Origin of the sequence: Kitasatospora sp. NPDC057940 (assembly GCF_042887425.1) — a bacterium.
Taxonomy (GTDB): Bacteria; Actinomycetota; Actinomycetes; order Streptomycetales; family Streptomycetaceae; genus Kitasatospora.
Genome location: NZ_JBHVPH010000031.1, coordinates 1 through 23,691, shown reverse-complemented (window position 1 = coordinate 23,691; position 23,691 = coordinate 1). Strand labels below are relative to the sequence as shown.

20 protein-coding genes and 1 riboswitch are annotated in these 23,691 nt (G+C 75.2%); of the genes, 9 read left to right on the top strand and 11 right to left on the bottom strand.

The annotated features are described in order from the left end of the window. Positions 1-366: 366 nt before the first annotated feature. On the top strand, positions 367-1,059 hold the full coding sequence (locus ACFVTF_RS32555; protein WP_371519410.1) for a phosphatidylserine decarboxylase: 693 nt from the start codon (positions 367-369) through the stop codon (positions 1,057-1,059). Then, positions 1,046-1,924 (top strand): CDP-alcohol phosphatidyltransferase family protein, encoded by an 879-nt coding sequence (locus ACFVTF_RS32550; RefSeq protein WP_030059975.1) that lies wholly within the window; start codon positions 1,046-1,048, stop codon positions 1,922-1,924. Before ACFVTF_RS32555 ends, ACFVTF_RS32550 begins: the two co-directional genes overlap by 14 nt. A gap of 111 nt (positions 1,925-2,035) precedes the next feature. Here the strand turns inward: ACFVTF_RS32550 and ACFVTF_RS32545 are convergent, their stop codons facing one another. Together ACFVTF_RS32545 and ACFVTF_RS32540 are read right to left on the bottom strand one after the other, a co-directional pair. Continuing rightward, a complete protein-coding gene (locus ACFVTF_RS32545) occupies positions 2,036-3,469 on the bottom strand; it encodes a hypothetical protein (RefSeq protein WP_350880317.1) in 1,434 nt (477 codons plus the stop codon). Between the two features lie 345 nt (positions 3,470-3,814). Continuing rightward, a complete protein-coding gene (locus ACFVTF_RS32540; protein WP_387817740.1) occupies positions 3,815-4,927 on the bottom strand; it encodes an alpha/beta hydrolase family protein in 1,113 nt (370 codons plus the stop codon). Between the two features lie 284 nt (positions 4,928-5,211). Beyond that, a riboswitch (cobalamin riboswitch) is annotated at positions 5,212-5,344 on the top strand. Positions 5,345-5,451: 107 nt separating this feature from the next. Between ACFVTF_RS32540 and ACFVTF_RS32535 the strand changes: the two genes are divergently transcribed. Genes ACFVTF_RS32535 through ACFVTF_RS32515 form a run of 5 tightly spaced genes read left to right on the top strand, consistent with a single transcriptional unit; the run spans position 5,452 to position 12,122 of the window. Then, positions 5,452-6,420: a cobalamin biosynthesis protein gene (locus ACFVTF_RS32535; protein WP_387817739.1), complete on the top strand. Its 969-nt coding sequence runs from the start codon at positions 5,452-5,454 to the stop codon at positions 6,418-6,420. Further along, positions 6,417-7,955, top strand: a complete 1,539-nt coding sequence (locus ACFVTF_RS32530) for a cobyric acid synthase (protein ID WP_387817738.1) — start codon at positions 6,417-6,419, stop codon at positions 7,953-7,955. The genes ACFVTF_RS32535 and ACFVTF_RS32530 overlap by 4 nt, the downstream gene beginning before the upstream one ends. Next, positions 7,952-10,096: a putative cobaltochelatase gene (locus ACFVTF_RS32525; RefSeq protein WP_387817737.1), complete on the top strand. Its 2,145-nt coding sequence runs from the start codon at positions 7,952-7,954 to the stop codon at positions 10,094-10,096. The genes ACFVTF_RS32530 and ACFVTF_RS32525 overlap by 4 nt, the downstream gene beginning before the upstream one ends. Before the next feature lie 6 nt (positions 10,097-10,102). Beyond that, positions 10,103-10,708, top strand: coding sequence for a cob(I)yrinic acid a,c-diamide adenosyltransferase (gene cobO, locus ACFVTF_RS32520; protein WP_387817736.1), 606 nt, complete (start codon positions 10,103-10,105; stop codon positions 10,706-10,708). Between the two features lie 25 nt (positions 10,709-10,733). Further along, the gene (locus tag ACFVTF_RS32515; protein ID WP_387817769.1) at positions 10,734-12,122 is read left to right on the top strand and encodes a cobyrinate a,c-diamide synthase; all 1,389 of its coding nucleotides are present in this window, start codon (positions 10,734-10,736) and stop codon (positions 12,120-12,122) included. A gap of 22 nt (positions 12,123-12,144) precedes the next feature. On the opposite strand, the gene ACFVTF_RS32510 is transcribed toward ACFVTF_RS32515, so the two are convergent. The 5 genes from ACFVTF_RS32510 to ACFVTF_RS32490 all read right to left on the bottom strand — a co-directional run bounded on the left by ACFVTF_RS32510 (position 12,145) and on the right by ACFVTF_RS32490 (position 17,013). After that, complete coding sequence (locus ACFVTF_RS32510; protein ID WP_371519394.1) at positions 12,145-12,618, bottom strand: hypothetical protein; 474 nt, start codon at positions 12,616-12,618, stop codon at positions 12,145-12,147. A 215-nt stretch (positions 12,619-12,833) separates the two neighbouring features. Beyond that, a complete protein-coding gene (locus ACFVTF_RS32505; protein WP_387817735.1) occupies positions 12,834-13,643 on the bottom strand; it encodes a hypothetical protein in 810 nt (269 codons plus the stop codon). 66 nt (positions 13,644-13,709) lie between these two features. After that, complete coding sequence (locus ACFVTF_RS32500) at positions 13,710-14,744, bottom strand: TolB family protein (RefSeq protein ID WP_387817734.1); 1,035 nt, start codon at positions 14,742-14,744, stop codon at positions 13,710-13,712. Continuing rightward, on the bottom strand, positions 14,741-16,072 hold the full coding sequence (locus tag ACFVTF_RS32495) for an MFS transporter (RefSeq protein WP_387817733.1): 1,332 nt from the start codon (positions 16,070-16,072) through the stop codon (positions 14,741-14,743). The genes ACFVTF_RS32500 and ACFVTF_RS32495 overlap by 4 nt, the downstream gene beginning before the upstream one ends. 5 nt (positions 16,073-16,077) lie before the next feature. Beyond that, positions 16,078-17,013: an alkaline phosphatase family protein gene (locus ACFVTF_RS32490; RefSeq protein WP_387817732.1), complete on the bottom strand. Its 936-nt coding sequence runs from the start codon at positions 17,011-17,013 to the stop codon at positions 16,078-16,080. 245 nt (positions 17,014-17,258) lie between these two features. On the opposite strand from ACFVTF_RS32490, the gene ACFVTF_RS32485 reads away from it, so the two are divergent. Further along, a complete protein-coding gene (locus ACFVTF_RS32485) occupies positions 17,259-18,608 on the top strand; it encodes a cobalamin biosynthesis protein (protein ID WP_387817731.1) in 1,350 nt (449 codons plus the stop codon). Then, the gene (cobC, locus tag ACFVTF_RS32480) at positions 18,605-19,651 is read left to right on the top strand and encodes an Rv2231c family pyridoxal phosphate-dependent protein CobC (RefSeq protein WP_387817730.1); all 1,047 of its coding nucleotides are present in this window, start codon (positions 18,605-18,607) and stop codon (positions 19,649-19,651) included. Before ACFVTF_RS32485 ends, cobC begins: the two co-directional genes overlap by 4 nt. A gap of 43 nt (positions 19,652-19,694) precedes the next feature. Here the strand turns inward: cobC and ACFVTF_RS32475 are convergent, their stop codons facing one another. The 4 genes from ACFVTF_RS32475 to glnII all read right to left on the bottom strand — a co-directional run bounded on the left by ACFVTF_RS32475 (position 19,695) and on the right by glnII (position 23,400). Beyond that, on the bottom strand, positions 19,695-20,486 hold the full coding sequence (locus ACFVTF_RS32475) for an MOSC domain-containing protein (protein ID WP_387817729.1): 792 nt from the start codon (positions 20,484-20,486) through the stop codon (positions 19,695-19,697). After that, positions 20,483-21,013, bottom strand: coding sequence for a hypothetical protein (locus ACFVTF_RS32470; RefSeq protein ID WP_387817728.1), 531 nt, complete (start codon positions 21,011-21,013; stop codon positions 20,483-20,485). The genes ACFVTF_RS32475 and ACFVTF_RS32470 overlap by 4 nt, the downstream gene beginning before the upstream one ends. Before the next feature lie 49 nt (positions 21,014-21,062). Beyond that, on the bottom strand, positions 21,063-22,160 hold the full coding sequence (locus ACFVTF_RS32465; protein ID WP_387817727.1) for an LLM class flavin-dependent oxidoreductase: 1,098 nt from the start codon (positions 22,158-22,160) through the stop codon (positions 21,063-21,065). A gap of 217 nt (positions 22,161-22,377) precedes the next feature. Then, on the bottom strand, positions 22,378-23,400 hold the full coding sequence (gene glnII, locus ACFVTF_RS32460) for a glutamine synthetase (protein WP_387817726.1): 1,023 nt from the start codon (positions 23,398-23,400) through the stop codon (positions 22,378-22,380). Between the last annotated feature and the right edge of the window lie 291 nt (positions 23,401-23,691).

The following is a 23,691-nucleotide window of genomic DNA, read 5'->3' as shown; positions in this document are numbered from 1 at the left end:
CCGCAGGGCGTACAGCTGCGGCGACACGCCCCGCGGCCGCTTCCGCACACCCTCGACAAGGCCGTGTCCCGCACCCCCGGCGGACCGCGAACGGCCCGTTGCGCCCACCGGGTTCCGCCGACGGGCCTGTTGAGACAAGTGTCACCAGCCCCGTCCGGTCCCTTGGGAACCGGACCGGGGCGAGCTACGGTCGTAGAGGTGGGACGCGCACACGCGCTTCCACCGGACACGTGAACGAGCAGGCGGGTTGCCCACCCACCGTGTGCTCCCGATAGCATCCACCGGGACAGCAAGCCGTCCCTCTATTACCCGATCCCGCGGTGGCCCCCGTCCAGCGGCCATGATCCCCCGCGACAAAGGTCTTCGATGCCCATCAGCCCGTCCCCTCACACCTCCGTCACGGACCGCGATGCCCTCGCAGCCACGACGGCCGGTCGGCGACCCCGCGTGACCATCGCGCGCGGAGCCACCCCCTGGTTCGTCCCCACCCTCGCCACGGCCGCCGTGACCACCGCCCTCACCCGGCGCAGCGGCAAGTGGGCCCTGGCAGCGGTACCCGCCTGTGCGCTCAGCGCGGGCATGCTGTGGTTCTTCCGCGACCCCGAGCGTGAGATCGGCGCGGGCAGAGTGATCTCCCCCGCCGACGGCGTGGTGCAGAGCATCGACGCCTGGCCGGACGGCCGCACCCGGGTCGCGATCTTCATGAGCCCGCTCAACGTCCACGTCAACCGCGCGCCCCTGCCCGGCACGGTGACGTCGGTCGAGCACGTCGCGGGCGGCTTCGTCCCCGCGTTCAACAAGGACAGCGACCAGAACGAGCGGGTCGTCTGGCACTTCGACACCGAGCTCGGCGACATCGAGATGGTGCAGATCGCGGGGGCCGTGGCCCGTCGCATCGTGCCGTACGTCGCCGCCGGTACCAAGGTCGAGCAGGGCGACCGGATCGGTCTGATCCGGTTCGGCTCCCGGGTCGACACCTACCTGCCGGCCGGCGTCGAGGTCGGCGTCGAGGTCGGCCAGAAGACCACAGCCGGGGTGACGCGCCTTGACCGTGACTGATCCTGAGACAATCGTCGGCCTGGACGACGAGGAGACGGCCCTGCGCCGTCGCCGCTGGGCGCGCGACCGCGAGCTGCGCGCCCCGCGCTCTCCCCAGCACCTGTCCACCGCCGACTTCCTGACCCTGGGGAACGCCGTCTGCGGCTTCCTGGCGATCTACTCGATCACCACCGGGGTCCTCGTCCCGCACATCACCAACCCGGACGCCGCACCCGACCGGCACAGCGCCGCCACCGCGGTCACGCTGCTGCTCATCGGCTCCATGTGCGACCTCTTCGACGGGCTGGTGGCGCGCAAGCTCCGTTCCTCCGCCCTCGGAGCGGAACTGGACAACCTGGCCGACCTGATCAGCTTCGGCATCGCGCCGGCCTACTTCGTCGCCGTCTGGGGCATGGTCTCGCAGGGCTCCAACAGCAAGCTCTCGGCGCTCATCGCGATCACCGTCCTGCTCGCGGTCGTCCTGCGGCTCGCCCGCTTCTCCGCCGTCAAGATGCGGCCCGGGGTGTTCCAGGGCATGCCCTGCCCGATGGGCGCGATGACGGTGATCGCCATCGTGCTGCTCGACCCGCCGTTCCTGCCCGGTCTGCTCGCCATCTTCGGCGCCGCGTACCTCATGGTCAGCCGGATCGAGTACCCCAAGCCCCAGGGGCTGCTGGCCACCGCCACGCTGTGCTGGATCGTCGTCTCGATCGGCTGCCTCGCAGCCTGGGCGACCGGCCTGCCCGGTGGCGACGCGCTGATGCACGTCGGCGCCTTCGCCCAGATCACGCTCGCCGCGATGGCCCCGCTGCTGGTCATCCGGCGCAAGGTCGGACAGAAGGTCGGCGACGTCCGCGCCAGGCGGGCGGAGTCCCGCCTCGGCTGAGTCGTTCCCGTACGCGAGAGGGGCCCGGATCCAGTCGGATCCGGGCCCCTCTTCGTTGTGCTCGCTCTTCGGCGGGCTCGTTCTTCGGCGCTCGCTCTTCGGCCGGTCCTGCTAGGCGCCGCCGGTGTGCACGCTGAACGCCGAGCGGCGGGCCGCCCGCGCCACGCCCGGATCCGGGTGCACGCCCGAGACCGCCGTCAGCACCGAGGCCGCCCGCGGGTGCCCCGACTGCCGGGCCCGGGCGAACAGCCGCACCGGATCGCCCGCCGCGGCGCCCTCGACGTGGCCCACCAGCAGCTCCGTCTCGCCGTGGTCCAGCACCGCCGCCGCCGTGTCCACCCACAGCCAGGCCGCGTCCTCCGCCCCCAGCACGTCCGCCGGCGAAACGCCCTCGTCCGAGCGCTCCGCCAGCCACAGCAGCGCGTACGGGCGCAGCACCGGCTCGTCCACCGAGGCCCGCACCGCCTGCTCGGCCGGGCCGCCGGCCACCCGCAGCGCCTCGAAGGCCAGTCCGCGCACCAGCGCGTCGTCCCCCTGCGCCGCGTCCAGCAGCTCCGCCACCGCCCGATCGGCCGGACGGGCCGCCACCCAGGCGCGGAACTCGGCCCGCGCCGGGCCCGGCGAGTAGTCCGCGCAGGCGTTCAGCAGCTCGAAGGCGCTCTGCTCGATGTGCCCGGCCGCGGTCTGCGCGACCGTGCAGATCTCCTCCAGCTTCGCCCGCACCGCCCAGTGGCCCAGCGGCGACAGTTCGGCGGCCTCGTCCCTGCGGACCACGGCCCCGACGGCCGCCAGGCCGTCCAGCATCCAGTCCAGGACCGCGGCCACGTCCGCCGGCGACGGCGGGGTGTCGATCTGCGGCTCCCGGCACGTGCCGCGCACCGCCGAGACCGCCGAGGCGGCGTGCGGCACGGGCGACAGGCCCGAACCGTCCGCGCCACCCACCCGGCGCTCGTCCAGCCCCCGGCGCAGCAGCTCCAGCAGTTCGCCGTCCGACACCGGACCGGCCACCAGGTGCAGGAACGACAGCAGCTGCGGCGCCTGGTCCACCGCCTGGCCGGCCAGCACCGCGAACACGCCCCGCAGGGCGGCGGGCGGCACCGGGGCCAGCAGCGTCCAGGCGTCGAACAGCGCCGACCAGCCGCGGACCACCGCCTCGTCGTCGTGCTCCCAGGCGTGCAGGCGCCAACCCGGGACCGCACCGCCGTCCCTGGCCTCCACCAGGCCGACCAGCAGCGCCTGCCCCCACGCCTTGGCGGCGGCGCCGACCGTCATGGCCAGCGCCCGACCCGCCGCACGGGCGTCATCGGGCAGCAGCTCGCCCCGCTTGTCGACCTCTTCCAGGTCCCCCGCCCAGCGGGCGATCCGGACGGCGTCCACCAGCATCCGGCGGGCCAGCGGCGCCAGCTCGGCCGGCGCGGGGAAGCCCTCCGGTACGGGAACCCTCCCCCGACCGGGCGCCGCAGCGGGCCCTCGTCGGCGGGGTACCCCGGCCCCGCCCGGCTTGCCGGCGGCGGGCCGGTGGGCCGTACCGGGGAGACGGGTCACCGTCGCACCAGTACCGATCGTCGGAGGGAGCGGGGCATCACGGTCGCGCGGATTCCGAGACGTCACGTCGAGCAGTCTTCCCCTTGTACCGGCCTTCTGTCACATCCGGTTGGCTGTACGGACGGGCGGCCGTCGACGGCACCTCCCCAAGATCGGGCAACAATCGGGCAACAGAGGCAAACCGCCTGGCCGGAAACAGGTGGCGGGGTCATGCCATCCCGGCGCAACCCTTGCGGCGACGGTCGCGCTACTCGCCCGGACGATCACGCTCCGTGGCTGACGGGTGAGGTCCGGCTTTCGTACAGAGGCCCTGTCGGTGCGACTTCCCGCGCGGGGGGGCTGGGTTCAGAGAAGGGGGGTGAGCCAGCGGCGGAGGAGTTCGGTGTAGTGGGTGGGGGCGGAGTTCCAGAGGGTGGCGTGGTCGGCGCCCGGGAAGGGCCGGAGGCTGACCATGCCGGGGCGCGCGGCGGCGAGGCGCTCGGCGGCGCGGAAGGGGGCGATCTGATCGTCGGGGCTGTGCAGGAGGAGGGTGGGGACGCGCAGGTCGGCACCCTCCGCGATGCGGCTGAAGTCGGCGAGGTCGACGCCGGTGCGGCCCTCGGCGGCGAGGGCGCCGAGCTCGGCGGCGGCGCCGGTGTAGCCGGCCCGGGCGGCGCCGCGGCGGGCGGTGGCGGGCAGGTCGAGGACCGGCGAGTCCAGGACGAGGCCGCTGACGGCATGGGCCCAGGCCGAACGGGCGGCCGTCTGGAGGGCCATGGTGGCGCCGAGGGACCAGCCGTACAGGATGACCCGGCCGGCGCCGCTGTCGAGGGCGAGCCGGACCGCCGACTCGACGTCGCGCCACTCGGTCTCGCCGAAGTGGCCGAGCCCGTCCGGCGAGGCGGGGGCGCCCTGGTCGCCCCGGTAGGTGACGACGAGGGCGGGCAGGGCGAGGCGGTCGAGGACGGGGAGGACCGGGAGGGTCTGCTGCCGGTCGGCGCCGGGGCCGTGGACGAGGATCACCCAGGTGCCGCGTTTGCCGGCGAGGCGCCAGGCGGGGAGGGCGCCGAGTTCGCCGTCGGCGGCGGTGTCGGTGAAGGGGAGGCCGAGCGCCTCGGTGGGGTCGCCGAGGTGGACACGGGGGGTGAAGCGGACCTCGGTGCCGGGGGTGAGGGTGCCCCGGTCGGCGCGGACGAGGCGGCGGGTGACGCCGTGCTCGTCGCTGTGCAGGACGTCCTCGACGACGGCGTGGCCGTGGTCGTCCCATTCCACGGCCCAGCGGCCGGGGCGCAGGCTCTCGGGGCGGCGGTTGAAGGTGATCCGGCCCGCGGCGAGGCTCCGCACCAGGACGGGGCCGGACTCCCGGGCGGCGCTCGCCGGGTGGACCAGCCGTTCGGAGGCCCGACGGCCGATCACCAGGACGGCGGCCCCGGCGCCGACGACGGCGGCCGCCACGACGGCCGCGGTTCCCCAACGCATATCGCTCCCCGCTCTGCTGGTCTTGGACCGGACGGTGTCCGGGCGGTGTTCGGACGGTGTTCGGGCACCAGTTCACCGGGGGGCCGCGCGGGCGGCCACCGGGCTGGGCCGTCCGGGGCACGGCGGGGCGCCGGGCGGGGCGGGCGACAGGCGGGCGGTCCTCTGGCGGGGCGGGCGGATCGGAGGTGGCGACGGGGCTCCGAGGTGTGACCAACCCCTCCGTGACCTCGGTTGACTCCCGGTTCGGCCGCGTGATGGGATCCTGGGGCCAAACGGAGGCATGCAGAGGAAGCCGGTGCGAGTCCGGCGCGGTCCCGCCACTGTCACCGGGGAGCACGCTCGGAACATCGCCACGGCGGGCCGTCAGAAGCCGCTGGAAGGCCCGGGGGTGCGTCCGACCCGGAAGCCAGGAGACTCTCGCCCCCGGTACGTCGATCCAGGGCGCGGACCCTGAGTGAGGACACGCACGCGATGCAGGCTGCCCCGCCCCGCCGGACCCCACGCGGCCTTCCGCCGAACCCGCCGTGCGCCCGCTGACCCGCGCCGCCGCGTTCGCGCTCGGCGCCGTCGCGGGCTTCGCCGCGGACGCCCGCTTCGCCGACCCCCGGCGCGGCCACCCGGTGGCCGTCTTCGGTAGTGCGGCGACCCGGCTGGAGCGGCGGGTGTGGCAGGACGACCGGGTGGCCGGCGCCGGGTACACGGCACTGTGCGTGGGCGCGGTCGCGGCCGGCGCGGTGGCCCTGGACCGTACGGTGGGCCGGCGTCCGCCGGGCCGGGCCGCACTGGCGGCCGCCGCGACCTGGACGGTGCTGGGCGGCACCTCGCTGACCCGGGAGGCGCGCACCATCGGCCGGTCGCTGGCCACCGGCGACCTGACAGCCGCGCGGGAGCGGCTGCCGCACCTGTGCGGGCGGGACCCGAGCGCGCTGGACGGGCCTCAGATCGCCCGCGCGGTGGTCGAGTCGGTGGCCGAGAACACGGCGGACGCCGTGGTGAACGCGCTGGTCTGGGGCACCCTGGCGGGCACCCCTGGGCTGCTGGCGTTCCGCGCGGTGAACACGCTGGACGCGATGGTCGGCCACCGCTCGCCGCGGTACGCCCGGTTCGGCTGGGCCTCGGCCCGGCTGGACGACGTGGCGGGCTGGCCGGGCGCCCGGCTGACGGCACTGCTCACGGTGGCCGCCGCGCCGCAGCCGAAAACGGCCTGGCGGGTCTGGCGGCGGGACGGTTCGGCGCACCCGAGCCCGAACGCGGGCCAGGCGGAGGCGGCCTTCGCGGGCGCGGTGGGCGTCCGGCTGGGCGGGACCCTCCAGTACGGGGAACGGGTGGAGCACCGGCCGGTGCTCGGCGCGGAGTTGCGGCCGGTGACGGTGGACGACATCGAGCGGGCCTGCGTGCTCTCCCGGCGGGTGGGCGCGCTGGCCCTGGGTACGACGGTCGCGGGGCACGTCGCGCTGCGCTTGCTGACGACACGGTGGAGGGGAAGGGCATGAGCAACGCACTGCTGGTCGCCGGGACGACCTCGGACGCGGGCAAGAGCGTGGTGACCGCGGGCATCTGCCGCTGGCTGGCCCGGCAGGGGGTGCGGGTCGCGCCGTTCAAGGCGCAGAACATGTCGCTGAACTCCTTCGTCACCGCCGACGGCGCCGAGATCGGCCGGGCGCAGGCGATGCAGGCGCAGGCGGCCCGGGTGGAGCCGGAGGCGGCGATGAACCCGGTGCTGCTGAAGCCGGGCGCGGACGGCCGCAGCCAGGTGGTGCTGCTGGGCCGGCCGGTCGCCGAGGTGGGCGCGCTGGACTACCGCGAGCGCAAGCCCGTCCTGCTGGAACGGTCGCTGGAGTGCCTGGCGGACCTGCGCCGCCGCTACGAGGTGGTGGTCTGCGAGGGCGCCGGCTCGCCCGCCGAGATCAACCTGCGGGACCGGGACATCGCCAACATGGGCCTGGCGACGGCCGCCGGGCTGCCGGTGGTGGTGGTCGGGGACATCGACCGCGGCGGCGTCTTCGCGGCGATGTACGGGACGCTGGCGCTGCTGTCGGCGGAGGACCAGCGGCACGTGGCCGGCTGGTTCGTCAACAAGTTCCGCGGCGACGCGCGGCTGCTGGCGCCCGGCCTGGACATGCTGCACGGACTGACCGGCCGTCCGGTGCTGGGCACCCTGCCGATGCTGCCGGGCCTGTGGCTGGACGCCGAGGACTCGCTGGACCTGTCCACGGTGGTGGACCGGGTCGACGGCCGCGGCCCGCTCGGGGCGGACGTGCTGCGGGTGGCCGTGGTGCGCTTCCCCCGGCTGTCGAACTTCACCGACCTGGACGCGCTGGCCCAGGAGCCCGGCGTGCTGGTGCGCTGGGTGACCCGGCCGGAGGAACTGGCCGACGCCGACCTGGTGGTGCTGCCCGGCACCCGGGCCACCGTGGCCGACCTGGCCTGGCTGCGCGAACGCGGCCTGGAGCCGGCGCTGAAGGCGCGGGCGGCGGCCGGGCTGCCGGTCCTCGGGGTGTGCGGCGGCTACCAGATGCTGGCGCGCGGGATCGAGGACGAGGTGGAGTCCCGGGCCGGCTCGGTCGAGGGCCTGGGCCTGCTGCCGACGCACGTCCGGTTCGGCGTCGAGAAGGTGCTGGCGCGGCCGGTCGGCACGGCGTACGGGCAGCGGGTCGAGGGGTACGAGATCCACCACGGGGTGGTGGCCGTGGAGGGGGGCGAACCGTTCTTCTCCGATGACGACGGGCACGGCCTGGACGGCTGCCGGGTCGGCCCGGTGTGGGGCACGACCTGGCACGGCGCGCTGGAGAACGACGGCTTCCGCCGTGAACTCCTGCGCGAGGTCGCCGCGTTGTCGGGCCGGGCGTTCGTGCCGGCGCCGGACACCTCGTTCGCCGAGGCGCGCGAGGCCCGGCTGGACCGGCTGGGCGACCTGATCGAGGAGCACGCCGACACCGACGCGCTGTGGAAGCTGATCGAGGGCGGGGTGCCGGCGGCAGGATCGCTGCCGTTCCTGGCGCCCGGGGCACCTGGGGAGTATGCATGAGTGACGTCCGCTATCCGTTCACCGCGATCGTCGGCATGCCCGACCTGCGGCTCGGACTGCTGCTCAACGCGGTCTCGCCGGCCGTGGGCGGCGTACTGGTGCGCGGCGAGAAGGGCACCGCGAAGTCGACCATGGTGCGCGCGCTGGCCGGCCTGCTGCCGACCCTCGCGGCCGTCGACGGCTGCCGGTTCGCCTGCGACCCGGCCGCACCGGACCCGCAGTGCCCGGACGGGCCGCACGACCGCCCTTCGGCGTCCGAACGCCCCGCCCAGCTGGTCGAGTTGCCGGTCGGCGTGGCCGAGGACCGGATCGTCGGCTCGCTCGACCTGGAACGGGCGCTCGCCGAGGGCGTCAAGGCGTACGAGCCGGGGCTGCTCGCCAAGGCGCACCGCGGCGTGCTCTACATCGACGAGGTGAACCTGCTCCAGGACCACGTCGTGGACCTGCTGCTGGACGCCGCCGCGATGGGCCGCTCGTACGTCGAGCGCGAGGGCGTGTCGGTGCGGCACGCCGCCCGCTTCCTGCTGGTCGGCACGATGAACCCGGAGGAGGGCGAGCTGCGGCCGCAGCTGCTCGACCGGTTCGGCCTGACCGTCGAGATCGCCGCCACCCGGGACCCGGCCGAGCGCGCCGAGGTGGTCCGCCGTCGGCTCGGCTACGACGCCGACCCGGCCGGCTTCGCCGCGCGGTTCGCCGCGGACGAGCAGGCGCTCGCCGAACGCATCACCGCCGCCCGGGAGTTGCTGCCCAAGGTGGAGCTGACGGATGTGGCGCTGCGTCAGATCACCGCCGTGTGTGCCGCGTTCGAGGTGGACGGGCTGCGCGCCGACATCGTGATGGCCCGCACCGCCGTCGCGCTCGCCGCCTGGGACGGGCGGACCGAGGTGCTGGAGGAGGACGTCCGCAAGGCCGCCCAGCTGGCGCTGCCGCACCGGCGCCGCCGCAACCCCTTCGACGCGCCGGGGCTGGACGAGGAGCAGCTCGACCGGACGCTGGAGGAGCACGCGCAGCCGGAGGAGCCCGAGGAGCCTTCGGGGCCGTCGGAGTCCGAGGGGCTCGGGGGCTCGGGAGAGGCCGAGGGCGACGGGGACGGCGAGGGCGACGGCCCCGAGGACGACGGTCCGGGCCCGGACGGCGGCCCCGGCGGCGGCCCGGACGGCGGCGGGGCCCCCGAGCCCGCCTCCGGCCCGGAGGCGTCGGCCGCCGAGCCGGACGAGCCGCTCCAGCAGCCCGTACCGGCCCAACACCCCGCCCCCGCACGGGAGTCGGCGCCGGTCGCGGCCGGCGACCCGTACCGGACCAAGCTGTTCACCGTGCGGGGCACCGGGCACGGCGCCCAGGGCCGCCGCTCCCCCGCCGAGACCACCGGCGGGCACACCGTGCGCGCCCGGCGCCCCCAGGGCGCGCTCAGCCGGCTGCACCTGACCGCCACCCTGCAGGCCGCCGCACCGCACCAGGCGGCACGCGGGCGGGCCGGCCGGGCGCTGGTGCTGCGCAAGGACGACTTCCGCGAACAGGTCCGCCAGGGGCGGGAGTCCAACCTGGTGCTGTTCGTCGTCGACGCCTCCGGCTCGATGGCCGCCCGGCAGCGGATGACCGCCGTCAAGGGCGCCGTGCTGTCCCTGCTGATGGACGCCTACCAGCGGCGCGACAAGATCGGCATGATCACCTTCCGGGGCGCGGACGCCGAACTGACGCTGCCGCCGACGTCGTCCGTGGAGGTCGGCGCGGCCCGGCTGGAGTCGCTGCCCACCGGCGGGCGCACCCCGCTGGCCGCCGGTCTGCTGCGCGCGCACGAGGTGCTGCGGGTGGAGCGGTTGCGCGACCCGAGCCGCCGCCCGCTGCTGGTCGTGGTGACCGACGGCCGGGCCACCGGCGGGCGGGACGCGCTCGCCCGGTCGCAGCGCGCGGCCGGGCTGTTCGCCGCGCAGGGCACCGCCAGCGTGGTGCTGGACTGCGAGTCCGGCCCCGTCCGGCTCGGCCTCGCCCGCACCCTGGCCGGGCTGCTCGGCGGCACCGCCGTCAGTCTGGACGAGCTGCGCCCCGAGGGCGTCGCCTCGCTCGTCCGCGAGAACCGGCAGGACAGCCGGCGCGAGAACCGTCGCGACAACCGTGCCACCACCATGCGAAAGGCGGCCTGAGCCGACATGCCCAAGGGTGTCCCCGAGAGCGTCCCCGACGACGGCCTGACGACCCGTCAGCGCCGCACGCAGCCGATCACCGCCGTGCACACCGGCCCCGGCAAGGGCAAGTCCACGGCCGCGTTCGGCATGGCGCTGCGGGCCTGGAACCAGGGCTGGCCCGTCGGGGTGTTCCAGTTCGTGAAGTCCGCCAAGTGGAAGGTCGGCGAGGAGAACGCGCTGCGCGTGCTCGGCGCCTCCGGCGAGGGCGGAACGGTCGACTGGCACAAGATGGGCTCCGGCTGGTCGTGGATCCAGCGCTCCAGCGAGATGGAGATGGACAGCGAGGCGGCCGCCAAGGAGGGCTGGGAGCAGGTCAAGCGCGACCTGGCGGCCGAGACCTACCGCTTCTACGTGCTGGACGAGTTCACCTACCCGATGCACTGGGGCTGGATCGACCCGGAGGAGGTCGTGTCGGTGCTCAAGGACCGCCCGGGCAGCCAGCACGTCGTCATCACCGGCCGGTACGCGCCCGAGCCGCTGACCGAATTCGCCGACCTGGTCACCGAGATGACCAAGGTCAAGCACCCCATGGACGCCGGCCGCAAGGGCCAGCGCGGTATCGAGTGGTAGACCGTTGAGCACTGCCGGCAGGCCGTTGGCCGCCATCCCCCGCCTCGTCATCGCCGCGCCCTCCTCGGGCGCAGGCAAGACCACCGTCGCCACCGGCCTGATCGCGGCGCTCGCCGCGCGCGGGCTGGCGGTGTCCCCGCACAAGGTCGGCCCCGACTACATCGACCCGGGCTACCACGCGCTCGCCGCCGGGCGCCCGGGCCGCAACCTGGACGCCTTCCTGTGCGGCCCGGAGCGGATCGCCCCGCTCTTCCTGCACGGCGCGGCGGGGGCGGACGTCGCGGTGGTCGAGGGGGTCATGGGCCTGTTCGACGGGGCCTCCGGGCGGGGGGAGCTGGCCTCCACCGCGCACGTCGCCAAGCTGCTGCGGGCGCCCGTGGTCCTGGTGGTGGACGGCTCCTCGCAGTCCCGGTCGGTGGCCGCGCTGGTGCACGGCTTCGCCTCCTGGGACCCGGAGGTGCGCCTCGCCGGGGTGATCCTCAACCGGGTCGCCTCCGACCGGCACGAGCACCTCCTGCGCGAGGCCCTGGAGGAGGGCTCGGGCGTGCCCGTGCTGGGCGCGCTGCGCCGCTCCACGGCCGTCGCCACGCCGTCCCGCCACCTCGGGCTGATCCCGGCCGTGGAGCGCTCGGCGGAGGCCCTGCGCGCCGTCGCCGACATGGGGGAACTCGTCGCCGCCTCGGTCGACTTGGACGCCCTGCTCGAACTCGCCCGGACGGCACCGGAGTTGACCGCCGAACCGTGGGACCCGGCGGCCGAGGTCGACCCGGTGGCCGGCACGCCGCGGATCGCGGTGGCGGGCGGCGCCGCGTTCTCCTTCTCGTACGCCGAGAACGCCGAACTCCTCACCGCCGCAGGCGCCGAGGTCGTCCCCTTCGACCCGCTGCACGCCTCGGCACTGCCCCACGGCACGGCCGGCCTGGTCATCGGCGGCGGCTTCCCCGAACTGTACGTCCGGGAGCTGAGCGGCAACACGGCGCTGCGCGGGGCCATCGCGGCGTTCGCCGCCGACGGCGGCCCGATCGCCGCCGAATGCGCCGGACTGCTCTACCTGGGGCGCGAGTTGGACGGCCTGCCGATGTGCGGCGTGCTGGACACCGGCGCCCGGATGACCGAACGGCTCACCCTCGGCTACCGGGAGGCCGTCGCCCTGCACGACTCCCCGCTCGGCCCGACCGGCACCCGGGTGCGCGGCCACGAGTTCCACCGCACGGTCTGCGAACCGGGCGCGGGCGAACACCCCGCCTGGGGCTGGCGCCTGCCCACCGGCCCCCGCACCGAGGGCTTCGCGGGCAGCCACGTCCACGCCTCCTACCTGCACCTGCACTGGGCCGGAGCCCCGTCCCTGGCCGCCTCCTTCACCTCCGCCGCAGCCACCTACCAGGCAGCCCCCGGGAACCCCGCGTCACCGTGACCCCCCTCGTGCCCCGCCCGTCTCAGGACGGGCCGTTGCCGAAGGTGCCGGTCAGGGGGTCGGGACGGTCGGGTCGGTCGGCGCGGTGGCAGGTGGCGCAGCGGAGGCGGGTGTAGATCGCCACCGGGCCCATGAAGACGTCCTCCCGGCCGTCCGCCGGGGAGGCGGAGGCGGCCGGCCCGCCGCAGTCCAGGCAGGTGCGGCGGGGGCGGGCCGCGATGGAGCAGGCGCGGCAGACCAGGTGGGTCGGGTGCTCGGCGTGGACGACCACGGGCTGGGGGCCGCCGTTGAGCAGGTGGACGCACCACGTGCAGGACTCGTCCGCCTGCGCCGCCAACATCCGGGCCCTGGTCTCCTGCTGCCACCTGGCGGCCTTCTGCACCGGGACCGTCACCGGCGGCCCCCACCCGGCGGCGCTGAGCCACTGCGCGCCTTCCGCCCCGGCCGCCCGCAGCTGGTCGTCGACGGCGATGTCCCTGGGGGTCTTGTCCTTCATCGGCTCCTCCTCCGGTGCGGTTCCCGCCGGGTTAACGCCACCGGGGAGGCCATGGACACGCGAACTGCCCGACCACTACGGCCGCCTGCCGCCGCCGCCCGCGCACACCCGGACCGACCGTCACCGCGGGCCCCGGCCACCCAACGTACGCCGAAGCGCCGCACCGCGCGGCGGTTCGGCCACAGACGCCGTCGGCGCGCTCAGCCGGGGCGCGTTCAGCCGGTGGCGCGGATGTAGATGTCGGCGGCGCCGGGGGCCGCGCCGGGGATGGTGGCGACGTAGATGCGGCGGGTGGTCTGGGGGTGGGTGCGGGGCGGGGCCGGGGTGGGGGTGAGGGAGGGAGGGATGGGGGTGGGTGTCGGGGTGGGTGTCGGGGTCGGGGGGAGGGTGACGGAGGGGGCGGGTTCGGGGGTGTCGTCGTCGAGGTCCGGGGCGGGGCCGGCCTCGGCGTCGGGGTCCGGTTCGGCGTCGGGGTCGGCGGCCTGGAGGCCAGAGGGTGCCGGGGGTGCCGGGTCGGCGGTGGGGGTGAGGGAGGGAGTGGGTGATGCGGCGGTGGTGGAGGTGGGCTCGGGGTCCGGGAGGAGTTCGGGGGCCTCGGCCGGGCCGTCGCCGCCGAGGGCCGCGGTGAGGTCGGCCGGGAGGGGGGCGGCCGGCCCGGGGGCCGGGAGGTCGTAGGCGCGGAGGAAGTCGCCGAGGCCGACGTCCTTGCCCGCGACGCGGTAGTGCAGGTAGGCGATGGGGGCGCCGTCGGGGGTGTGGGTGTAGATGGCGCCGACGGGGACGTAGGAGCGGCCGACGCCGGGGTGCTGGGAGGGGTGGAGGCCGGCGAGGAGCTCGGCGCGGTCGCGGTCGGTCTCGCGGCCGACGCGGCCGGCGGTGAGCGAGTTGACGCCGCGCACCACGAGGGCGGCCGCGACGGACACGCAGAGGACCAGTCCGACGGCGACGGTGCGCCGCAGGACGGGTCGGCCGTGCAGGGCCGGCCAGGAGTCGGTGACCACGCGCTCGGGCGGGATGCCGTCCACGATTGTCGTTCCCCCGTTCGATCAGGACGTCATTGTGCTCGACGAGGGACCGTAGCCGAGAGTTCCTCAGCCCAGGTAGGCGGGGGCGACCGCGGCCTGGGTGACCCGCCGGGGGGCGCCGCCGCCGTCGGCGGGGACGGTCCACAGGTCGGCGCCGTAGTCGCCGGGCAGAGCGTAGAGCAGGGTACCGCTGTCCGACCAGACGGCCTGGTCGTCGATGTTGCGCTGTTCGGCGGTGGCGGTCTCGGTCATGGTGGCGAGGTCGAGGACGTACAGGCGCCAGGGGGCGTCGGGGGACAGGCCGGGGACGCGCTTCTTGTACGCGATGCGGGTGCCGTCCGGGGAGAGCGAGGGGCACTCGACGTTCTCGTGCAGGGTGGTGAGGGTGCGGGCGGCGAGGTCGCCGCGGACGAGGTGGGTGTGGCCGCCGGTGGCGAGGGTCGCGTAGAAGGTGTTGTCGTCGGCGAAGGTCACGCCCCAGATGTTGATGTCGTGGGCCTGGTACGGGTGGCCGTCCTTGATCACGTCGAAGGTCTCCAGGTTGTCCCGGAGGTTCCAGTCGCGGACGTCGACGATGGAGGTGCGGGTGGAGAAGTCGGTGCCCGCGTAGGAGTCGCCGCTGACGAAGACCGTCCAGGCGGCGAGGTGCCCGGACGGGGAGACCCGGGAGCGGGTGGGGATGCCGGCCGCCGGGTAGGAGCGCCGTTCGCGCAGGTGGTCGTCGAGGACGACGGCGCGGTAGGTGTCCTCCAGGGCGCCGTGCTGGGCCTGGAGGCAGATGCCGGTGCCGGCGGCGGCGTAGAAGCGCAGGCACTGGACGCCGGAGGCGGTGCGCGGACCGTCCGGGCGGTCGGCGGGGACGGCGGTGAGTTCGTCGCGGTGCGGGCCCCAGGCCATGTTGCGGAAGATCAGCTTCCGCCCCTCGGAGGGCTTCTGCAGGGTGACGGCGCCCTCGGTGACGGCGGGGCCGCCGGGCTGGGCCTGGTCGCGCCGGGCGGTGCGGTCGGCGGCGTGGAGGACGGCCCCGGTGCCGACGGCGCCGAGCAGCAGGACGGCGACCAGGAGGATGACCACCCTGGTCCGGTTCTGGAGTCGGTTCACGGGCTCTCCTCGACGGTGGTGGTGGCGGCGGGTTCACGCAGGACGGCGGCCGCGCCGAGCACGCAGAGCGCCAGCGCCCCCGCCGACCAGCCCAGCGCGCCGGTGCCGCCGACCGCGCTCCACAGCGCGCCGAACAGCAGCGAGCAGGCGAACCGGGCGAGCGCCTGCCCGGTCCCGACCAGGGCGAGCCCGGCGCCGCGCTGCCCGGCCGGGACGGCGTCGGCCGCGGCGGCGGCGAGCACGCCGTCGGTGGCCGCGTAGAAGGCGCCGTGCAGCACGAGGACGCAGACGGCCACCGCCGGGCCGCCGGCCGGCGAGAGCAGCAGCCCGTACGCGAGCAGCAGCAGCACGTGTCCGCCGAGGAAGAGCCGGCGGCGGCCGATCCGGTCGGCGAGGGCGCCGAGCGGGACGGCGAGCAGCAGGAAGGCGGCGGCGGTGCCCAGCGGCAGCAGCGGGAACAGGTCGACGGAGAGGCCGAGCCGGCGCTGGACGAGGAGGTACAGGAAGGAGTCGCTGACGGTGGTGAGTCCGAGCAGGACGGCGCAGAGCGTGAGCCGTCGCAGCCCGGGCAGCCGCAGCAGGGTGAGACTGTCACGCAGAGAGGGAACCACAGTTGACGGATCGTCAGCCGACGGCCGGTTCGGCACGAACAGCAGCAGGATCAGCACGCCGAGGGCGGCGACGCACGCGCTGACCGTGAACACGGCGTCGTAGCCGTGCCGTTCGCCCCCGTCGGCGAGCATCGGCCCGCCCGCCAGGCGCAGCACGAGGAAGGCGGTGAGCGGGCCGAGCAGGGCGCCGGCGGTGTCCATCGCCCGGTGCACGCCGAACGCCCGTCCGCGGTGGGCGGGTTCGGTGGAGAGCGAGATCATCGCGTCCCGGGGCGCGGTGCGCAGGCCCTTGCCGGTGCGGTCGACGGCGATCACGGCGCCGATCAGCGGCACGGTGTGGACGAGCAGCAGCAGCGGTTTGCAGAGCGCGGACAGGCCGTAGCCGACGGCCGCGACGGCCTTGTGGCGGGCGGCGCCGTCACGGCCGCGGCGGTCGGCGAGGTGGCCCCCGGCGAGGCGCACGAGCGCGCTGAACCCGTTCTGGATGCCGTCCAGCAGCCCGAACCCGAGCGGGGAGAGGCCGAGGCCGGTGAGCAGGTAGAGCGGCAGGACGGCGGTGACCATCTCGGAGGAGATGTCGGTGACCAGGCTGACGGCGCCGAGGGCGAGCACCGTGCCGGGTACGGCGCGCAGGGCGGCGCCCCGCCGCCCCGGCGGCTCCGTTGCGGAGGCCGGGGCGGCGGGGGCCTTGGAGCTGCGGGAGTCCGCGACGTACACGGGCGTCAGTTCCAGATGCCGGTGATGTCGGTGGCGTTGGCGGCGTTGCCCGCGTGGGTGGTCAGCCCGGCGAGGTCCTCCAGGGTGCGCAGCACGTTGTAGTGGTTGTAGGTGGTGCCGGTGCTGCTGCCGGGGGTGACGTGGGCGCCGTAGACGACGGTCGGGATGCGGTTGCCGGCGAGGCGGTTGTCCTCGTCGAAGGTGACCACGAGCAGGCTGTTGTGGCTCTTGGCCCAGGTGGCGTAGGCGGCCAGGTTGGTCTGCAGCCAGGTGTCACCGGTGCCGACGGAACAGTCGTGCATGTCGTTGCACAGGTCCGGGATGACGAAGGAGACCTTGGGCAGGGTGGTGTAGTCGGTCGGGAAGGCGTCCATGCCGTAGGCGCTGGAGGCGGGCACGTTGCCGAAGCCGAACCACGGGTTGTGCTTCTGCGCGTAGTTGTCGACGCGGCAGTCGGTGGCGCCCTGGGCGGGCAGGCCCTCGTTGTAGCTGGCCCAGGTCTGGCCGGCGGCGAGCAGTTCGGAGCCCAGGTTGGGCTGCTGGAGGGCGCCGACGTCGACGCAGCTGTCGTCGGTGACGCCCTGCGCGCTGCCGGAGAACAGCATGTAGTAGTTGGGCTGGCTGGGGTGGGTGAGCGCGAAGGACTGGGTGAGCGTGGCACCGCCGGCGACCAGCGTGTTGTTGATGTACGGCGCGCTGGAGCTGCTGCCGATGACCTGCGAGTAGGCGTGGTTCTCCATCATCACGACGATCACGTGGTCGGGCGAGGGCAGCCCGCCGGCGGTGTCGGCGGCCGCGCTGCCGCCGGCGGCCCACAGGCCGAGCGAGCCGCCGACGAGGCCGAGCCCGGCGGCGAGGGCGGTGAGGGGCCGGCGGAGCGGGCGGCGGAAGGGGCGGCGGGGGGACGTGGTTCCGGGGGTGCGGAGTCGTGCGAAGGCCATCGGGTCCTCCGTGCGTCGGGGCTGCCTGGTTGGAGCGCCGAGAACAGTAGGATCGCGCCGTGTCGTGTACCGCACAAGACAAGTGAAGAACAGGCGAACAGCTGCCGCCCGTCGGCGGTCCACGTCACAACCGCCCCGATTGACCCGTTCCGACCGGGCGTGGTGGGATCACGGGGGCCCTTGTGGCGGAATCGCGGATGCTCGTGCGCGGGGACCGCTGGGCTTTTCGGGTGAAGGAGCGGGACGTGATCGGACTGGTCGCCCTCAACGGGACGGGCCGACTGCTGGCCGACGAGATCCACGCCGCCTGGCCCGGGACCACCCGCGTCCACACCGCTGTCGCCAGCGCCTGCTTCGGCCCGCCCGAAGCCCTGGAGTACGCCCTCGGCCGGGACGACCTGGTGGTCTGCCTCGCACCGGTCGCGACCACCGTGCGGCTGCTGATCGACGGCTCGCACCTGCGCCCGGGCGGGCCCGGCCTGGTCAGCCTGGACCTGAACCTGCGCTACGCCGTCCCGCTCACCGGCCGCGACAGCGGCGCCGACGAACTGGCCGAGGAACTCGCCGGCCTGCTCGGCGTCCGGGCCGTCCTGACCAGCAACCCTCCCCCGGCCACCGACCCGCCCTTCGCACACCTGGCCGGGCACGCGTCGACGTCCACCCGCGGGCCGCGCGGCTCGGCGGCCGTGCGGGCGCTCGCCGAGGGCCGACCGGTCCGGCTGGAGAGCGACCTGGCGCACCCGCTGCCCGCGCTGCCGCCCTCCGCCCGCCCCGACGCGCCCGCCGACACCCCCGTCCTGCGGGTCACCGACCGCACCCACCCCGACGAGGACGTGCTCCTCGTGCACCCCCGCACCCTGGTCGTCGGGGTCGGCGCGGGCGGCGGCGCCACGGACTCCGAGCTGATGCGGCTGATCACGGACACCCTGGCCGAACACGGCCTGGCCCGCGCCTCGGTCGCCCGGCTGGCGACGGTGGCCGGCAAGGCGGACCACCCGGAGGTGCGCTGGGCCGCGTTCTGCCTCGGCGGGGTGCCGGTGGACGAGCACCCGGCGGCGGCCCTGGCCGCGGTGGCGGTGCCGAACCCGTCGGACCGGGTCGGCGCCGCCGTCGGCACCGCGAGCGTCGCCGAGGCGGCCGCCCTGGCGAGCGCCCCCGGCGGCGAACTCGTCGCCACCAAACGGAAGTCCGCCGCGGCGACGGTCGCGATCGCCCGGGCGGCGGTGCGCGGACGCCTCGCCGTCGTCGGGCTCGGGCCCGGCGCGCACGACCTGCTGGTGCCGCGCGCGCTGGCGGAACTGCGGCGCGCGTCGGCGGTCGTGGGCGCGCCGGGCGCGGTCGAGGCGGTCGCCGAGCTGCTGCGGCCGGGGACCAGGCGGATCGCGACGGACGACGGCGCCGGGGCTGCCGGGGCCGCCGTCGACGCGGCCGTCGACCTGGCCGCGCACGGGCACGCCGTCGCGCTGGTCGCCCTCGGCGACGGCGCGGCGCTGAACGTGCCGCCGGGCGCGTACGACGTCCACCGCGTCCCGGGACTGCCCCTCCACCCGCTCGCCCCCGCTTTGCCCGCCCACCCGCAAGGAGACCCCGCGTGACCGCCCCCGAACCCGACCTGCGCCACCACGGCGACGCCGAGGTGCGCGCCGACGGGTCCGGCCTGGTCGACCTCGCCGTCAACGTCCGCACCGGCACACCCCCGGCCTGGCTGCGCGACCGGCTCGCGGCCACCCTCGGCGACCTCGCCGCCTACCCCGACCAGGGCGCCGCCCGCGCCGCGGTGGCCGCCCGGCACGGGCGGCCGGCCGACGAGGTGCTGCTCACCTCGGGGGCGGCGGAGGCCTTCGTCCTGCTGGCCCGGGTCCTGACGGCACGTCACATCGTCGTCGTTCATCCGCAGTTCACCGAGCCCGAGGCGGCTCTGCGAGGCGCCGGGCAGCAGGTGCACCGGGTGCTGCTGTCCCCCGAGGACGGGTTCCGGCTGGGGGCCGTCCCGGAGGAGGCCGACCTGGTCGTCCTCGGCAACCCCACCAACCCGACCTCCGTCCTGCACCCCGCCGACGCCGTCGCCGCACTCGCCCGCCCCGGGCGCACCCTGGTGGTCGACGAGGCGTTCATGGACACCGTGCCCGGCGAAAGCGAGTCCCTCGCCCCGGTCCGGGACCTGCCCGGCCAGGTGGTCGTCCTGCGCAGCCTCACCAAGACCTGGGGCCTGGCCGGACTGCGGATCGGCTACGTCCTCGGGCCCGCGCCGCTGATCGCCGCGCTCGGCGCCGCCCAGCCGCTCTGGCCGGTCTCCACCCCCGCGCTGGCCGCCGCCGAGGCGTGCAGCAGCCCGGCCGCGCTGGCCGAGGCGGAGGCGGCCGCCGCCGAACTGGCCTCGTGGCGGACGTACTTGCTGAAGGGCTTGGCCGCCTTCCCGACTCTTCGGGTGTACGGCGAGTCGGCCGCGTCCTTCGTCCTGGTACGGCTGCCGGAGGCGGCGGCCGTCCGGGAGCGGCTGCGCGGGCGCGGCTTCGCCGTCCGGCGCGGGGACACCTTCCCGGGGCTGGGCGAGGAGTGGCTGCGGATCGCCGTCCGGGACGAGGCCACCACCGACCGCTTCCTGGACGCCCTCGCCGCCGTCCTCGGCCCAGCCTGACCCCCGCCTCCGACTCTTCTGCCCCTGCCCCCTGCCCCTCGCCTCAGCCCAGCCTGATCGCGTCCCCCACCGCGACCCGGCCGGGCACCAGCACCTGCGCGTACACCCCCGCGCAGGGCAGCGCGGGCATGCCCTCCAGCGGGACCAGGCGGTTCCGCTCGGCCGGGACGCGCAGGGCAGACGTGCTCCGGGGCAGCGGCCCGTGCCGCAGGGTCGGGACGGCGCAGCGCGGCGTGGGCACCACGACGCGCAGCCGCAGCGCCGGCCCGATCGCCAATTCCCGCCCCACCCAGGCGTTCTCGACGTACCCCTCGCCCTCGGTGCGGATCACCAGGTTCGGCCGGTAGCGCTCCGCCTCGGCGCCGGTCGCGGCCAGCGTCGAGGTGGTGACCAGGTGCAGCGGGGCGAAGTCGAAGAAGCCGCCGTCCGGCGCGGCTCGGCCCAACTCGTTGACGGTGACGTCGACTTCGACCTCGATGCCGTGCGCCAGTACCTCCTCCGGCACGGCCCGCTCGATCGTCGCCCCGGGCGGGCGCTCGGCGATCAGGGCGACCTTGCGGCCGAGCGCCGCCGACAGCTCCTCCTCGTCCACGCACCGCCCGTCCGGGTCGGTGATCACCACGCCGCCCGCCGTGGTCGCCGCCGTGTAACCGAGCAGGCCCGCCCACAGCCGCGGGTTCTTGGCGCTGGCGACCTTCCCGGTGTCTAGGTCGAGCAGGGCGCGTCCGCGGTCCCGCTCCAGGCCGCGCCCGTCCACCCCGACCGCCGCCAGTTCCTCCCCCAGCAGCGACTTCACCGGGTAGCGCCGCAGCCGTTCGACCGTTCCGATCCTCATGCCGCGACCGCCCATTCGCGCAGGGCCGCGAAGTCGGCCGCCAGCAGGCCGAGTCGGGGGTTGACGTGGAACGTGAGGGCCGGGGCGGGGTGGTGGGCGGCTATCCAGGCGGTGTCCTGCGGGCCGAGTTCGTCGTCCACCCAGACGAACGGGCGGCCGTCCGCCCAGGCGACCACGTCCCGGGTCTTCCAGTGCAGGCCGTCCGGGTCCTCCCCGAACAGGTCCGTCCACTGGATGTAGGGGAGTTCGGGCAGTCCGAGGTTCGGGCCGATGTGGGTGTTCGCCTCGCCCATCCAGCCGGTGGCCCACACCAGTTCGTACGGCAGGCCGAGCAGTTCCGGCCCGTGCGCCGGGTTCAGCCACACCCGCAGCGGCTTCGCCCGCGCGTGGGAGTAGCGCGCCTGCCGGTCCGCCCACCAGGTCGGGAGCAGGCGGTGGGTGTCGTACCCCTCCGGCCGCCGGGTCTTCGGCGCGGCGTAGGGGTTGAGCGGTCCGTCCACGTCGAGGAGGAGCAGGGGCAGCGTCATGCCGTGAATTCTCCGGTTGCCCCGGCGGATTGACCAGCGGTTTGCGAGTTCACGGCCGGTGCCACAGGTCGCGGGCGGCCAGCAGCGGCAGCACGCCCTCGCCGAACCAGTACGCCTCCTCCAGGTGCGGCATGCCCGACAGCACGAACTCGTCGATCCCCAGCTCGTGGTACTCGGTGATCAGGTCCGCGACCTCCCGGTGGCTGCCCACCAGGGCCGTCCCGGCGCCGCCGCGCAGCAGGCCGATCCCGGCCCACAGCCCCGGGTACACCTCCAGCCGCTCGGCCGAGCCGCCGTGCAGCGCGAGCATCCGCCGCTGGCCCTCCGACTCGCTCTCGGCGAGCGCCCGCTGGGTCCGGCGCACGCGCCCCGGGTCCATTCCGGCGAGCAGCCGCTCGGTCTCCGCCCAGGCCTGCGCGGCGGTGTCCCGGGTGATCACGTGCAGCCGGATCCCGAACCGCACCACCCGCCCGCGGGCGGCGGCGAGTTCGCGGATCCAGCGGATCTTCTCCCGCACCTGGGCGGGCGGTTCGCCCCAGGTCAGGTAGACGTCCGCGGACTGCGCCGCGACCGCGCCGGCCGCCGGGGACGAGCCGCCGAAGTACACCGCCGGCACCGGGTCCGGCAGCCGGTTCAACCTGGCGCGCTCGACCCGCAGATGGGGCCCGTGGTGGTCGACCGTCTCGCCCGCCCACAGCCGCCGGACGATGTCCAGGAACTCCCCGGTCCGCGCGTACCGGGCGTCCTTGTCCAGGAAGTCCCCGTAGGCGCGCTGCTCGGCGGACTCCCCGCCGGTCACCACGTTCAGCAGCAGCCGCCCGCCGGACTGCCGTTGGTACGTCGCGGCCATCTGCGCGGCCAGCGTCGGGCTGATCTGCCCGGGCCGGAACGCCACCAGGTACTTCAGCCGCTCCGTCACCTGCGTCAGCATCGCCGTCGTCAGCCAGGCGTCCTCGCACCACGCGCCGGTCGGCGTCAGCACCCCCTCGAACCCCAACTGCTCCGCGCTGCGGGCGACCTGCCCCAGGTACCCGAGGCTCGGCGGCCGGTCCGTCCCCGCCGCCCCCGGCGTGGACCCGTGCCCACCCCCGACGATCTGCCGGCTGTCACCGTTGGTGGGAAGGAACCAGTGGAACACGAGCGACATGATCGGACACACTCCTACGCCGGGTTGCCTGCGGGATGAGGACGGAGACACTCACCGGCAACACGCGGCCGCACACACCCGCACCAGGTCCACGTGCAGACGTCGCACGAGGACACGGCGGGCGGAAGCGGTCATGCGAGCGATTATGCCCGACGACGACGGCCGCCGGCCCTCCCGCGTACGGGAGGACCGGCGGCCGGTGCGCGGCGGGGGCGGATCAGACCTGGCCGGCCTTCTCCAGGGCCTCGCAGCAGGTGTTGATCATGAGGCGGGTGACGACGTAGGGGTCGACGTTGGCGTTCGGGCGACGGTCCTCGATGTAGCCCTTCTGCTCCACCTCGACCTGCCACGGGATGCGGACCGAGGCGCCGCGGTTGGAGACGCCGTAGCTGTAGACGTTCCACGGGGCGGTCTCGTGCTTGCCGGTCAGGCGGGACTGGATGTCGTCGCCGTACTGGTTGACGTGCTCCAGCACCTTGTCCTGGGAGGCGCCGAGCGACTCGCAGGCGGTGATGATGGCGTCGTAGCCCTCGCGCATCGCCTTGGTGGAGAAGTTGGTGTGCGCGCCCGCGCCGTTCCAGTCGCCCCTGACCGGCTTGGCGTCCAGGGTGGCGTCGATGCCGAACTCCTCGGCGGTGCGGTACAGCAGGTAGCGGGCGATCCACAGGTCGTCCGAGACGGTCAGCGAGGAGACCGGGCCGATCTGGAACTCCCACTGGCCGGGCATGACCTCGGCGTTGATGCCGCAGATCGCCAGGCCGGCGTCGATGCAGCGGTCCAGGTGCAGCTCGACGATCTCGCGGCCGAAGACCTCCTCGGCGCCGATGCCGCAGTAGTAACCGCCCTGCGGGGCCGGGAAGCCGCCCTCCGGGAAGCCGAGCGGGCGGGAGCCCTTGAAGAAGGTGTACTCCTGCTCGATGCCGAAGATCGACTCCTGAGCCGCGTACTTCTCGTCGACCTCGCGCAGCAGGGCGCGGGTGTTGGACTTGTGCGGGGTGCCGTCGGTCTCCAGCACCTCGCACAGGACGAGGATGTTGTCACCGCCGCGGATCGGGTCCGGCACGACCTTCACCGGGTCCAGCACGCGGTCCGAGGCGTGGCCCTCCGCCTGGTTGGTCGAGGAGCCGTCGAAACCCCAGGTCGGGATCTTGTCCGCGTTGGGCAGGACCCGAGTCTTGGAACGGAGCTTCGCGGTCGGCTTGGTGCCGTCGATCCAGATGTACTCGGCCTTGATTGCCACGGCGGTGTACCTCGCATTGCTGGGTGGTGGGTGCCCGCGTAGCGTCGCAAGCCGCCGTTTCCCGGTTGTTCCTCTCGTGTAACGCGGATGTGAACCAACCCTCCGTGGTGGCACGGTCACGGTGCGGGAGTGCCAGGGCGGCGCCCCGGGTGGCGGGAGCGGCACCCGGGGCGCCGGGGTGGCACCCGGGATGGCGCCCGGGGTTGCGCTCCCGCACCGCGAGGGGCCGGGGCTCAGCCCCGGCGGGCGTGCGCGGCCCGGCGGCGCCGGGTGGCCCACAGGGCGCCGGCC

Bases quoted from the DNA above. Each gene is read 5' to 3' on its own strand.
- ACFVTF_RS32555 (WP_371519410.1), top strand. From the start codon at position 367: ATGCCCATCAGCCCGTCCCCTCACACCTCCGTCACGGACCGCGATGCC.
- ACFVTF_RS32540 (WP_387817740.1), bottom strand. From the start codon at position 4,927: ATGCGTTGGGGAACCGCGGCCGTCGTGGCGGCCGCCGTCGTCGGCGCC.
- ACFVTF_RS32530 (WP_387817738.1), top strand. From the start codon at position 6,417: ATGAGCAACGCACTGCTGGTCGCCGGGACGACCTCGGACGCGGGCAAG.
- ACFVTF_RS32525 (WP_387817737.1), top strand. From the start codon at position 7,952: ATGAGTGACGTCCGCTATCCGTTCACCGCGATCGTCGGCATGCCCGAC.
- cobO (WP_387817736.1), top strand. From the start codon at position 10,103: ATGCCCAAGGGTGTCCCCGAGAGCGTCCCCGACGACGGCCTGACGACC.
- ACFVTF_RS32510 (WP_371519394.1), bottom strand. From the start codon at position 12,618: ATGAAGGACAAGACCCCCAGGGACATCGCCGTCGACGACCAGCTGCGG.
- ACFVTF_RS32490 (WP_387817732.1), bottom strand. From the start codon at position 17,013: ATGGCCTTCGCACGACTCCGCACCCCCGGAACCACGTCCCCCCGCCGC.
- ACFVTF_RS32475 (WP_387817729.1), bottom strand. From the start codon at position 20,486: ATGAGGATCGGAACGGTCGAACGGCTGCGGCGCTACCCGGTGAAGTCG.
- ACFVTF_RS32470 (WP_387817728.1), bottom strand. From the start codon at position 21,013: ATGACGCTGCCCCTGCTCCTCCTCGACGTGGACGGACCGCTCAACCCC.
- ACFVTF_RS32465 (WP_387817727.1), bottom strand. From the start codon at position 22,160: ATGTCGCTCGTGTTCCACTGGTTCCTTCCCACCAACGGTGACAGCCGG.